This is a genomic window from Streptomyces sp. NPDC000229, assembly GCF_040300825.1.
Classification (GTDB): domain Bacteria; phylum Actinomycetota; class Actinomycetes; order Streptomycetales; family Streptomycetaceae; genus Streptomyces.
On the sequence record NZ_JBEPEL010000024.1, the window covers coordinates 24466 to 37017 of the forward strand.

The window sequence follows — 12552 nt, forward strand, 5'->3', positions numbered from 1 at the left end:
GCGAGGCCCCTGAAGGCGCGGCGCGGCGGGCGCCGGGGGAAGCCGCTTACCGCCCGGAGCCCTTCACGGCGCGGCACGACGACCAGGCGCCGCTCCCCCGCCGCGACGCGCGACCGCGGGATCGGCGCGTGGTCGGCGGTCGGACGGACGTCGCCGGTCAGGGGGCCTGCCGTCGGCGACGATGCCGTCGGCGGCGGTGGCGCTCAGGAGGACCGAGGACCTGGTCGTCGTCTTCGCCCCGGGTTCCGGCGACGGCCGGAATTCGCCCTTCCGGGAAGTCGGAGAGCCGAGGGTCCCCCCCCGGACGGAGTCCGGGGGGACGTACCGGTGAGGGAGAGGGGCCGCAGGGGGCCGGGAGGAGGCGGCGCGCCACCTCACGGTCCGTCAGCAGCCGTCACAGGGGCAGCAGCAGTCGCAGCTACCGGGGTTGCAGTCGCAGTCGCGGCAGCAGCCCTCGCGCTTCTTGCGGGACCAGGGGCCCTCGTACTCCTTGGCGCAGCAGATCTGGCACGTGCAGAACAGCCAGGTGAAGGCGGCGCAGCCGGCCAGGAAGCCGCGGGGCTTGGGCCGGGAGGGCCCACCGCCGCCGGGCCCGCCGAAGCCGGGCGGCATCCCGCCGCCGGAGCCGCCGTAGCCGCCGCCATGACCACCGTGACCACCGGGACCCGCCGGGCCGCCCGGCTGCCCGCCGTAGGGGTTCTGCCCGCCATAGGGGTTCTGCCCGCCGTACGGGCCGTAGCCGCCGCCCTGGTGGGGGCCACCGGCCTGGGCGCCGCCGTAGCCCTGGTGCGAGCAGGTCGTCGTGCCGAACGCCCGGTCCACCGACTGCCGCAGCTCGTGCGCGAGCAGCACGTGCAGCAGCGTGTCGTCCACGAATTGCGCGTCGCGCAGGGCGAGCCGTATCCCGTGCAGCGCGTCGTCCGCGAGACGGCGCGCCTCCGCGAGCGACGTACCGGTCGCGGTCAGCGGGTTCCAGGCCCCCGACATGGCGTCGGCCTCCCGGTCCTCGACCGCGTCCAGCAGGTGTGCCAGCCGGCCGAAGAGCCGCCCCGCCTCGGCGAGCGGCGCCACGTTCTGCGGCTTGCCGGCCAGGATCGCGGTGTGCGCGAAGGCCGCGGCGGTGGCCGTCTCGGTGGGCTCGGTGATGTGCAGCAGGGGCGTGCCCGGCCCGGCCAGCGCCTCGATGCCGGTCTGCCGGTCCACCGCGTCGACCAGGACGGCCGTGTCGAAGCCCAGCTCGCGCCCGGTCCTGGCGCCCGCGCGGTCCCAGCCGAGGGCGACCCGGCGCGCGGCGGCGGCCATCGGACGGCGCGCCAGCAGCCCGTCCCGGTCGGCGACATGGTCCCGCACCTTCGCCGAGGCCAGGACCAGCGAGACGGCGGCGGCGAGCCGTGCGCCCTCGCCCCGGGCGACGGGCGCGGTCCGCATGGCGCGCAGCGGGCAGGGCCCCGCCGTGCGCCGCGCCTCTGCGGTGCGCTCGGTCTGAGCCTCCGTCAGAACCGAGACGATCAGGCCGTCGTAGTTGGTGGCGATCCGGGCGAACTGCCCGTGGTCGGCCCGAAGTGCCAGGCAGAGCCCGCACAGATGGGCCATCCACTCCGTTTTCAGGCCATCGGTGAGCCGATGGGTGCAGGGCCTGACAATTCCGAACATGGTGCTCCCCCGTGACTGACGCGAACTCGCGGCGGGCATCGTACCGGGCCCCGTTCGTTCACCCGTACGTCCGCACGCTCACCCGTACGGCCCGAATTTCATATTTGAGTTACGCAGGCCCCTTCTCAGGGCCCGTACGCCCGTGGAACCTTGACGAATCGCCACATCTTCTGCACCAGTACCGTCACGAATCGCTCGCGCGGTGACTGTCCACTTGGCGCGCGATCCGCATGATGGACGACCATAGGGATAGCGGAACCACAAGTGACCGCGTGAAAGGAGGCGTCCATGGGATCGGTGCGCAAGGCGAGTGCATGGCTCGGCCTCGTCGAGGACAACGACGAGCGCTACTACGACGACGAGTACGCCGAGGGTGACCGCAACAGCGACGCCTGGGTGACCGACCCGCGGGTGCGCGTCGCCTCCGAGACCGCCCAGGAGGAGGGCCGCCGGATCGCCACGGTGTCCCCCGACGGGTTCCGGGACGCCCGGAGCATCGGCGAGCTCTTCCGGGACGGCGTCCCGGTCATCATGAACCTCACGTCCATGGAGCCCGCCGACGCCAAGCGCGTGGTCGACTTCGCGGCCGGCCTGACCTTCGGGCTGCGCGGCTCGATCGAGCGCGTGGCGACCCGGGTCTTCCTCCTGACGCCCGCGGACACGCAGATCGTCAACGGGGAGCCCGGGACGCACACCCAGGACGGCTTCTTCAACCAGAGCTGACGGGCGAGGCCGCCTACCGGAACGCGTCGAGGCCGGTGAGCGCCTTGCCCAGCACCAGCTGGTGCATCTCCACGGTGCCCTCGTAGGTGAGCACCGACTCCAGGTTGGTGGCGTGCCGCATGACGGGGTACTCCAGCGAGATCCCGTTGGCGCCGAGGATCGTCCGCGAGGTGCGGCAGATCTCGATGGCCTCGCGCACGTTGTTGAGCTTGCCGAAGCTGACCTGCTCGGGGCGGAGTTTTCCGGCGTCGAGCCGCCGCCCGAGGTGGTGGGCGAGCAGGATGCCCTTGTGCAGCTCCAGCGCCATGTCGGCGAGCTTGGCCTGGGTGAGCTGGAAGCCGCCGATCGGCCTGCCGAACTGCTCGCGCGTCTTCGCGTACTGGAGCGCCGCCTCGAACGACGAGCGCGCGGCGCCCATGGCGCCCCAGACGATTCCGTAGCGAGCGTGGCTCAGGCAGCTGAGCGGCCCCTTCAGGCCGGTGACGCCGGGCAGCACGGCGTCGGCCGGCAGCCGTACGTCGTCCATGACGAGCTCGCTGGTGACGCTGGCGCGCAGCGACCACTTGTGCTTGATCTCGGGCGCCGAGAAACCGGGGGTATCGGTCGGAACGGCAAAGCCGCGGATGCCGTCGTCCGTCTGCGCCCACACGACGGCGACCCCGGCCACCGAGCCGTTGGTGATCCACATCTTGCGGCCGTTCAGCACCCAGTCGGTGCCGTCCTTCTTGGCGTACGTCCGCATCGCGGCCGGGTCCGAGCCGATGTCCGGCTCGGTCAGGCCGAAGCAGCCGATGGTCTCGCCCGCGGCCATGGACGGCAGCCAGCGCTGCTTCTGCTCCTCGGAGCCGAACCGGTGGATCGCGTACATGGCGAGGGAGCCCTGGACGGAGACCAGGGAGCGGATGCCGGAGTCGGCGGCCTCCAGCTCCAGGCAGGCCAGGCCGTACTGGACGGCGCTCGCGCCCGCGCAGCCGTAGCCCTCCAGGGACATGCCCAGCGCCCCGATCGAACCGAGCTCGCGGGCCAGCTCCCGGATGCCCGGCAGCTCGCCCTTCTCGTACCACTCGGCGATGTGCGGGAGGACCCGGTCGGCGGCCCAGGTGCGGACGGTGTCGCGGATGGCGAGGTCCTCGGGACCGAGCAGGTCGTCGATGCCGAGGGGATCAACGGCGTCGAACGGCGGGAGCTTCGCGGGTGCGGACATGGCGGGACCTCCGAGCGGCACGGGGCGACACTAAAACTAGCGGTGTTAGTCACGCTGCGCCGCCGACGTTACGGCGAGGCTCCACCGCACGTCCAGACCCGGTGGCGGGCGCCACACCGGCAGTGTGCCGCACCGCGCGGCGGCGGCCGCGGTCAACGCGTGGTACGCCCCGACCTGGCCGGCTCCACCGGCTCGCGCCGGGCGGGCACACGGACCGCCGGCACCGCGTCCGTGGCGGTGCCGCCCTCCGCCCGCTCCTCCGGCCAGGAGTCGGCGGCGCCCAGACGGGCGTCGAGGTCCGGCCGGCAATCCATCACGCGCGGCAGCCGCGCCGCCATCAGCGCGCCGAGCAGCAGCAGCCCCGCGCTGACGGCCAGCGTGACGTGCAGGCCGTGCACGAACGCGTGCCGCGCCGCCGTGCGCAGCGCCTCGCCCGCCGGGCCGCCCAGCCGGTCCGCGACCTGGTAGGCCTCGCCCAGCGAGTTGGCGGCGGCCGAACCGGCGGGCGCGGGCACGCCCGGCACCTGGGCGAGGCCGGGCGCGTACGCGGCGTTCATCACGCTGCCGAGCAGCGCGATGCCCATGCCGGCGCCCAGTTGGTAGGAGGTCTCACCGATCGCGGCGGCACCGCCCGCACTGTGCGCGGGGGCCTCGCTGAGCATCGACTCGTACGCCCCGAACAGCGTGGTCTGGAGCCCGAAGCCGAGCAGGACGAAGCCGACGGTGAGCAGCAGCGGCCGGTCGTGCTGGCCCATCAGGAGCAGCAGCAGGACCGCTCCGGCGGTGAGGACGAAGCCCCAGCCGACCATCCGGCGCGGGCCGACGCGCCGCAGCGTGTACGAGCCGGTGGCGCCCGCGGCCATGGCGGCGAAGGTGAGCGGGAGCAGCCGCAGCCCGGTCTCCAGCGGAGTCAGTTCCAGGACGAGCTGGAGGTACTGGACGGCGATCAGCTCCAGGCCGACCAGCGCGAGCATGGCGAGGACGATGCAGCCGACGGAGGTGGTGAAGGCCGCCCGGGCGAACATCCGCATGTCGATCAGCGGGTGCGCGCGGTGCTTCTGCCGCCGTACGAAGAGGACCAGGAGGGCCGCGCCGAGCAGCAGCGGTGCGGTGGTCTCCACGCTCAGCACGGAGCCGCCGGCGCCGGCCCGCTTGACGCCGAGCACCACGCCCAGCACACCGGCCGCCGCCATGAGCGCGCCGAGCACGTCCCAGGGGCCGTTGCCGCTGCCCTTGGACTCGGGCAGCAGCCAGCGGCCCAGGGGCAGGATCAGCGCCATCAGGGGGATGTTTATGAGGAAGACCGAGCCCCACCAGAAGTGCTCGACCAGGAAGCCGCCGAGGACGGGGCCGGTCGCGGCGCCGACGGCCGCGACGGCCGTCCAGATGCCGATCGCGGTGGCGCGCTCACGCCGGTCGGGGAAGACGGCGCGGAGGATCGACAGGGTGGCGGGCATGATCATCGCGCCGCCGACGCCGAGCAGCGCGCGGGCGGCGATCAGCACGGCGGGGGTGTCGGCGAAGGCCGCGACCGCGGAGGCCGCGCCGAACAGTCCGTACCCGGCCAGCAGGACCCGTCGGCGCCCGACCCGGTCGCCGAGAGTGCCGAAGAGGATCAGCAGTGAGGCGCAGACCAGCGGGTAGGCGTCGACGATCCACAGCAGCGCCGTGGAGCTGGGGCGGAGGTCCTCGGTGACGGCCGGGACGGCGACATGGAGGACGGTGGCGTCGAGCGCGACCAGCAGCAGGCTGACGCAGAGGACGACGAGGACGACCCAGCGGTTGGCACCGCCACCGGTGGCACGCAGCCGCGCTCCGGCCGTGGTCGTCACGGACATGTACGTACCTCCCACAGACCACAGATGAATCCCTCGCGCTCGGTGGGCACCGGCCGGAGGGGGACGACTTCCGGGGGGCCCGGCATCGACGGGCGAGTGAGCCGCCAGCGTACGCGAGTCCGGGCCGGTGGCGCGTGGCCCACCTCTCACGGGGCAGGCGCGCGAGTGTGGCGTACGCCACTCCGAACGGCCCGTCAGCGGCCGGGCCGGGCCGCGTACCAGAGGGCGACGACCGACGACGGGGAGGAGGGCAATTCCGGCCTCATCCGCCCCCCACCCTTTTCCCGTGGGAGACAAACCCGCTTCCCCCAGCGGCCCTGTGGCAATAGGGCCCACGGCCCCCGAGGTTTATGGATAAGCAAGGAATAAACATCCGGCTGAGACACACTCCACATCACATCGTCATCACGAAGAGAGCGGATGGGCGTGGGCCGACACTCACTCGCTGTAACGTCGATTGGGTGCGTACCGACATCTTTGCCCGTCTGGACCGGGAGCCGGAACCGCCGAAGATTGAGATCCCGCGGATGAGCCGCACCCGTCTCGCCCTCTTCGGCGGGACGTCGGCGTTCTACCTCGCCATCGTGGTGGCCGTGCTCGTCTCGTCGTGGCTGGTGACCCTCGACTGGAAGGTCATGCTCTTCCGGCCGTATCAGCAGTGGCCGGAGCTGCACGCGACGCTGGACTACTTCGTGGTGCTGGGCCAGCGCGGCCCGACGGCCGTGATGGTGGCGGCCTGGCTCGGCTGGCGCTCCTGGCGGCAGCACACGCTCCGCCCGCTGCTGGCGCTGGGCGCCGCGCTGCTGCTGCTCAACGTCACGGTGGGCGCGGTCAAGCTCGGTCTGGGCCGGCTCGGCCCCCACTACGCGACGCAGATCGGCTCGGCCGAGATGTTCGCGGGCGGCGATATATTTCCTTCCGGGCATACCGCCAACGCGGTGGTGACCTGGGGCATTCTGGCGTATCTCGCCACCACGCCCCGGGCCAGGCGCTACCTGTCGGCCCTGTCCGCCGTGGTCGCGCTCGGCGTCGGGCTGACCACCGTCTACCTCGGTACGCACTGGCTGAGCGATGTGCTGCTCGGCTGGGCCGCCGGCCTGCTGATCCTGCTCGGGCTGCCCTGGTGCGAGCCGCTGATCGCCCGCGCCGAGGCGATGATCCTCGCGGTGCGGGAGCGGCTGCGGGAGCAGCTGCGGGCGCGACGCCGCCAGGTTCCGTCGCTGCCCGTGGCGGCCGGCGGACCCAGGCCGGCGATATACCAGCAGCGGCCGGTCGGCGCGGACGACGAGCCGGCGCGCGAGCCGGTCTCCGCGGCGGGCGGCGTCGGCCGTCCCTCGACGGCCAGGACCACGCTCACCCAGCCGCGGCCGCACGCGGTTGTGCGTTCGGAGCGGACGCCCGTCACGCCGGCGGGCAGCTGCCGGCCACCGCGTTCACGGCCGGTGACGGGCGGCTGAGGCCGCCCCGGACGCAGAGACGAGGCCCCGGCTGCTGAAGCCGGGGCCTTCGCGTCGTACGTGGGGGTCAGCCGACCCAACAGCGGGTGACGGTGGCGTCGTCGACCTCGAAATTGAGCCGGCCCGCCATGAACTCGAGCGTGATGATCGAGCCGGGGGGCAGTGACCGCACCGTGGTCCAGCCACGGGAGCGGGCCAGCTGCTCCGCGTCGCGTTCGTCGAGGCCGACGTAGGACTCGGGGCTGTCGTCGGGCTGTTCGGGGGAGCTCGGAATCGGTGCCATGTCATTCACCGTAGGGTGCTGCGCACGGTGACGGAAGGCGGGCGGAGCACATCACCCCACCATCCTCACGTACCCCGGCGGTCACGCTTGTGTCACAGGATCACGACATGTGTTCAGTAAGGCCCTCTTCACTCGCAGGACCGTCCGGCACGGCTCCGAGGGCGGTTGCCACCGGAATTCCAGAGGGGCGGCACTCCCTTCTCGCACCGCTGTACGGACGAATTCCCCGGGGCACCGAAAAACGCTTCGGCATATCGTCACGATAATGGGTGCGCCACAGCGTATTCACGCGTTGCCCGCAGAATTCCCACACTGCCGGCCGGGCTGCGCGGACCGGTCCAGCGCCCGGGTGAAGCGGTCTCGGATCACCCTGATGCGGTCGTCCAGCTCGCGCGGCTCGACCACCTCGAACTCCAGCCCCATGAGGGCCACGTGGATCACCAGGACGCCGAGGCTCGTGGCGCCCGTGCGCACCAGGCACGTCGACTCCCCCTCGGCTTCCAGGGTGCCGTCCATCGGCCCCACCACCCGCTCGGCCTCGGCGACCGGGACGTGGAGCCGGATGACCGCCTTCGCCGCGTACGCCCTGCTGGCCACACCCTCGGACACATAGGCCGCCAGGTCGTCGGCGGGCGGTGTACGGGGCGGGAAACGCGGACCGTGCGGCGGCTTGGGGACGATCCGGTCCGCCCGGAAGGTACGCCAGTCGGACCGGTCCACGTCCCAGGCGACCAGGTACCAGCGGCGCTCGGTGCACACCAGGCGGTGCGGCTCGACCGTGCGGCGGGTGGCCGAGCCGCTGTGGTCGCGGTACTCGAAGCGCAGCCTTTCGCCGTCCCGGCAGGCGGTCGCGAGCTCGGTGAGCACCGACGGGTCCACCCGGGACTCGGCCTCCCGCAGCATCGGCACCGTGAAGGTGGTCAGCGCGCTGACACGGCGGCGCAGCCGGTCGGGCAGCACCTGCTCCAGCTTGGCCAGCGCGCCCACCGACGTCTCGCCCACGCCCTCGATGCCGCTGCCCGCCGCGGTGCGCAAGCCCACGGCGACCGCGACCGCCTCGTCGTCGTCCAGCAGCAGCGGAGGCAGCGCGGCGCCCGCGCCGAGCTGGTAGCCGCCGCCCGTGCCGGGGCTGGCGTTGACGGGGTAACCGAGCTCGCGCAGCCGGTCGACGTCACGCCGTACCGTGCGCGGGGTGACGCCGAGCCGCTGCGCGAGGTCGGCGCCGGACCATTCGCGGTGCGCCTGGAGCAGGGACAGCAGGCGCAGCAGTCGTGCCGAGGTCTCCAACATGCGGGCGAGTCTGCCACCGTCCCCCTACGCCCAAGGGGGCGTAGGGGGGGACTGCCACGGACGGCCAGGGTCCGCGATGGCGTTACGGGGTGATCCGTACGCAGAGGTCGTTGTCGGTCGTGTAGCAGGGCGCCGCCTTGTAGCCCTCCCCCTGGTGCGGCGGGTAGACGAAGACGTTCTTCCGGTCCCAGACGTCGTCCAGGATGCGCGAGACCCGCACCGGCTCCGCGCCCGCGTCCGGCCGCAGCCACAGCTCCCACAGCTGCTCCGCCCCGACCGGCGGCTCGGCGAGCGCGTCGTACGCGACGGTGAAGGCGAACGTCCCCTTCTCGCCGTCGGCGGGGACCCGGTGGACCTTCCCGCCCAGCCGCGCCTCGGCCACCGCGCCGGCACCGGCCTCGGCCCCGTACAGCGTCCCTTCGACAGTGCAGACGCCCTCGCCGAAGACGAGGTCACCGGCCTCGGCGTGCGGCAGGCGTACCCAGCTGCGCACGGCGAGCCGGCCGTCCGCCGTGGGGTAGGGCACGCGCACGGCGACCCCGCCCTCCTCGTCGGGGACCCGGTCGACGAGCGCCCGCAGGTCCCGGATGCCCGGCTCGACCGCCCGCCCGTCGAGGTACACGTCCCAGCGGCCCTCGGCGAGCTCCATCGTGCTGGGCAGCACCGCCCGCATATGGCCCTCGCTCGCCGGGGTGAGCGGCAGCCGGGTCTCGTCGGACGGGCCGCCGGAGCCACCGCGCCGGCGCAGTACCAGCACCGGCTCGGCCGTGTCGACGACCACCAGGTCGAAGGTGATGCCGCCGGCGGAGTCCGCGACGCAGTCCGCACGCGGCGGCACACCGTGCACGGGGTCCGGGGTCGTGGCGTCGCTCATGCGGGCTTTCCCTTCCGGAGCACATCGGCGGCCTTGTACCGCACGGAGTACGCGGCGTCGAGGACTGCCCCGCGCGTGCGGTGCAGGGTGTCACGGGCCCGGCCGCGCGAGCGGCCGTTGGCCCCCTGCGCGACCAGCTCGGTGAAGAGGGCCTCGTGGCGCTCGGCGATCCGGACCGGGTCGAAGCGCTGCGACGCCGCGAGCGCGGCCTGTCCGGTGCGGCGCCTGAGGTCGTCGTCCTGGATGAGGGCGAGCAGCGCTTCGGCGATCGCGTCCACGTCACCGACCGGCACCAGCCGTCCGTCGACGCCGTCCTCGATGATCTCGCCCGGCCCGTGCGGGCAGTCGGTGGAGACCACCGGCAGGCCGCAGCGCATCGCCTCCACGATCGTCATGCCGAAGGATTCCAGGCGGGAGGTGACGGCGGCGATGGAGCCCTTGACCCACTCGGGCTCCAGCGGGTTGGCCGTGCCCATCAGGAAGACGTGGTTGTGCAGTCCGCGCGCCTCGATGAGAGCGCGCAGCGCGTTCCGCTCGTTGCCGGTCGCGTCGCCGGAGCCGTAGATCCGCAGCCGCCAGTCGGGGCGGGCGGCGACCACCTTCGCGAACGCCTCGACCAGCAGGTCGTAGCGTTTGACCCGGGTCAGCCGGCCGGCCGCGACGACCCACTTGGCGGCTGTGTCCGCGGGCGCGACGGTCGGGGCCGGCACGCTGTTGGGCACGGAGTCGATGCGCACGCCGGGCAGCTTGAGCTTGGCGCGGTACGAGCGGGCGTCGGCCTCGGTGACGGTGGTGATGGCGTCGAGGAGGGCGTAGCGGTGGCCGATCTCACGGCGCAGCCGGTAGCCGTGGCTGTCCAGCGTCAGGTGCTCCTGCCCGACGCGGACGGGGCCCCGGCGGGCCTGGCGGGCGATGTGGACGTTGAGGCCGGGGCGCGTGCCGACCACGACGTCGGCCTGAAGGCTCTTCAGATGGGCGGCGATCCGGTCGTCGGTGAGCCGGCTGTACTGCTTCCAGCGTCCGTCGCCGCGCGGGAAGACCTTGGCGGGCTTCTTGTAGTCGGGGTGTGCGCCGTCGTAGGTGGGGCTGTTCTTGCGCAGGTCGACCAGGTGCTTCATGGTCACGCCGGCGGGGGCGCCGAGGGTGGGCTCCTCGCGGTGGCGGAAGACGGACACGATCTCGACATCGTGCCGCTCGGCCAGGGTCTGAGCGAGGTTGAACGTCGTACGGATCGTGCCGCCGATGCCGTACGCGTTGTGCAGCAGGAAAGAGATGTGCATCGCGTCGCCGCGTCCCCCTGGTCCGGACGTTCCGTGGTGTCGTCCGCTGGTGTCTGGATGGTCGTCGAAGGTGGACTCTACTTGGCTTTCCGTGGCAGGGCTGGTCAGGGCCGGTAGGGCAGCTGGGGGACGGTGGCGCAGTTCTCGTACATGTCGCCGCCCTGGGTGACCCAGCCCCGGCCGTCCTGCCAACGGGCCACGGACAGGCAGGTGTGACGGGTCTTCGGTGGTTCGGGGAGCCGCTCGAAGCGGACGGGCAGCAGCAGGCCCCGGGCGGTGTACGGCTCGGTGCGGTTGACGAACCGTTCGACGCACGCGCGCGTGAGTCCGGCCGTGGTGCAGGACGTGGCGGCGTCCGTGAACCACATGGCGGCCGCCCAGCCCTCCAGCGCCCACTGGGAGAGCGGCTCGCCCTTCATGTGGGCCTCCATCGCGTCGCGGAACTCCCGGACGGCGGGGTGATCCGTCTCGTCGTGGTTGCGGCTGGCGCCGGTCACCCACAGGGCGTTGCGGCAGCGCGGTGCGTCCTTGAAGTCGCGGGGGACGGCCTGGTTCCAGTTCTGGACGTTGGTGACCTTGGCGGTGACGGTCACGCCGGCGTCGTCCATCGCCGCGCACAGCCGGGCGTTGCCGTGCGTGTCCAGGGCGTCGAAGACGACGTCGACGCCCTGCCGACGGAGGTCGGCGGCGACGGCGCGGTAGTTGGGGAGGGCGAAGTCGACCTGTTCGGTGACGACCCGGTAGCCCTCCGCCTTCAGGCCGTCGGTCACGAGGCGGGCGTACGCGGCGGACGCCGCCTGGTTGTAGGCGACGACGGCCGCCGTACGGGCGCCGTGCTCCCGCTTGAACCAGCGGTAGACCTCGGTGCCGCCGGTGAGGACGCCGTCCCAGCCGGGCTCGTCGCCGGTGCGCGGGGCGGAGCTGCCGTAGATCCCGTACAGATGCGGGTACGTGTCGTACGCGGGGCCGAGCGGCTGGCCGCCGATGTCGGGGACGCCCGCCCGGGACACCCGCGCGGCGCCCGCGTAGTCGAGGGCGGTGGTGGCGACCAGGGCGAAGACGTGCTTGTTGTCGACGAGCTCGTGCACGCACTGGTTGTTGCCGATGCCGCTGCCGCCGTCGTCGCAGGTGGCGACCTCGACCCGGCGGCCGTCGATGCCGCCCCGGGCGTTGAGGGCGGCGAAGTACGCCAGCGCCCCGTCGCGCGGGCCGGTGAGGGCGCCGCCGCCGACGGGGCTGGTGGCTCCGGTGATGACGCCGACCCTGATCGGCTCGCGGCCGCCGGTCGTCGGGGCTGGGGGCCGCGATGTGAAGTCGCTCTCCGGGAGACGGCTGCCGCAGGCGGCGCTCAGGGTGAGGAGCGCCGCGAGCAGGAGGGTTTCAGCAGCCCGGCACGGTCGTCGCATTGGGGCTGAGCTCGACCAGCGCGCACATCGTCTTCACGGACACCTTCCAGGTGTCCTGCTGGTGCACGGCGGTGCCCTTGGAGTCGGGCAGGGCCGGTTGGCCGCCGACCAGCAGGTCGTAGGTGACGTCGGCCTGGGTGGGCGAGGTGAAGGCCACGTTCTTGACCTTCACGGAGGTCTGCGCGGCCTGCGGGTTGCCGGAGAACGCCTGGAGGACGGGCCGCATGCGGTCGCCGTTCTCCAGCAGCCGGGTCTTCTCCTCGACCGGGGTCTTGGGGTCGAAGAAGGCGACCCAGTTCTTCTGGACCTCCTGCCGGGCCGCGGCCGGGTCGGAGGGCTGGTTCTGCGCGGTGGGGGCGGTCGCGGTCGGGGACTGCTGTGCCCCGCCGCCGTTGTCGTCGCCGCAGCCCGCGGCGGTCGGTGCGACGACGAGGATCGCCGCGGCCGCCAGCGCAGCCGTGCGGGGATGCTTGCGAAGAGGCTTGTGGACCATCTGGCTCACCACCGGGTTCCGGGGTCTGTGCCTTATTGGGCCTTCTTGGGC

Annotated in this window: 11 protein-coding genes; 2 read left to right on the top strand and 9 right to left on the bottom strand. The window is 72.8% G+C overall.

The genetic code is table 11. From position 1 onward, the window contains the following. Positions 1 to 384: 384 nt before the first annotated feature. On the bottom strand, positions 385 to 1653 hold the full coding sequence (locus ABT360_RS14935; RefSeq protein WP_351815113.1) for a DUF5685 family protein: 1269 nt from the start codon (positions 1651 to 1653) through the stop codon (positions 385 to 387). A 288-nt stretch (positions 1654 to 1941) separates the two neighbouring features. Here ABT360_RS14935 and ABT360_RS14940 point away from each other — a divergent pair, with 288 nt between their 5' ends. Further along, entirely contained in the window at positions 1942 to 2376 is a 435-nt protein-coding gene (locus ABT360_RS14940; RefSeq protein ID WP_351815116.1) for a cell division protein SepF, read from the top strand. A gap of 13 nt (positions 2377 to 2389) precedes the next feature. On the opposite strand, the gene ABT360_RS14945 is transcribed toward ABT360_RS14940, so the two are convergent. Continuing rightward, positions 2390 to 3580, bottom strand: a complete 1191-nt coding sequence (locus ABT360_RS14945; RefSeq protein WP_351815119.1) for an acyl-CoA dehydrogenase family protein — start codon at positions 3578 to 3580, stop codon at positions 2390 to 2392. A gap of 152 nt (positions 3581 to 3732) precedes the next feature. Next, a complete protein-coding gene (locus ABT360_RS14950) occupies positions 3733 to 5418 on the bottom strand; it encodes an MFS transporter (RefSeq protein WP_351815122.1) in 1686 nt (561 codons plus the stop codon). Between the two features lie 461 nt (positions 5419 to 5879). On the opposite strand from ABT360_RS14950, the gene ABT360_RS14955 reads away from it, so the two are divergent. Continuing rightward, complete coding sequence (locus tag ABT360_RS14955) at positions 5880 to 6875, top strand: phosphatase PAP2 family protein (protein WP_351815124.1); 996 nt, start codon at positions 5880 to 5882, stop codon at positions 6873 to 6875. 67 nt (positions 6876 to 6942) lie between these two features. Here the strand turns inward: ABT360_RS14955 and ABT360_RS14960 are convergent, their stop codons facing one another. The 6 genes from ABT360_RS14960 to ABT360_RS14985 all read right to left on the bottom strand — a co-directional run bounded on the left by ABT360_RS14960 (position 6943) and on the right by ABT360_RS14985 (position 12501). After that, positions 6943 to 7158, bottom strand: coding sequence for an I78 family peptidase inhibitor (locus ABT360_RS14960; RefSeq protein WP_351815127.1), 216 nt, complete (start codon positions 7156 to 7158; stop codon positions 6943 to 6945). A 285-nt stretch (positions 7159 to 7443) separates the two neighbouring features. Continuing rightward, on the bottom strand, positions 7444 to 8448 hold the full coding sequence (locus tag ABT360_RS14965) for a helix-turn-helix transcriptional regulator (RefSeq protein WP_351815129.1): 1005 nt from the start codon (positions 8446 to 8448) through the stop codon (positions 7444 to 7446). Positions 8449 to 8530: 82 nt separating this feature from the next. Then, positions 8531 to 9322 (bottom strand): hypothetical protein, encoded by a 792-nt coding sequence (locus ABT360_RS14970; RefSeq protein WP_351815132.1) that lies wholly within the window; start codon positions 9320 to 9322, stop codon positions 8531 to 8533. Next, a complete protein-coding gene (locus ABT360_RS14975) occupies positions 9319 to 10602 on the bottom strand; it encodes a glycosyltransferase family 4 protein (protein WP_351815135.1) in 1284 nt (427 codons plus the stop codon). Before ABT360_RS14975 ends, ABT360_RS14970 begins: the two co-directional genes overlap by 4 nt. A 104-nt stretch (positions 10603 to 10706) precedes the next feature. Continuing rightward, positions 10707 to 12008, bottom strand: a complete 1302-nt coding sequence (locus tag ABT360_RS14980; protein ID WP_351815138.1) for an ABC transporter substrate-binding protein — start codon at positions 12006 to 12008, stop codon at positions 10707 to 10709. After that, positions 11983 to 12501, bottom strand: coding sequence for a hypothetical protein (locus ABT360_RS14985; RefSeq protein WP_351815250.1), 519 nt, complete (start codon positions 12499 to 12501; stop codon positions 11983 to 11985). The genes ABT360_RS14980 and ABT360_RS14985 overlap by 26 nt, the downstream gene beginning before the upstream one ends. Between the last annotated feature and the right edge of the window lie 51 nt (positions 12502 to 12552).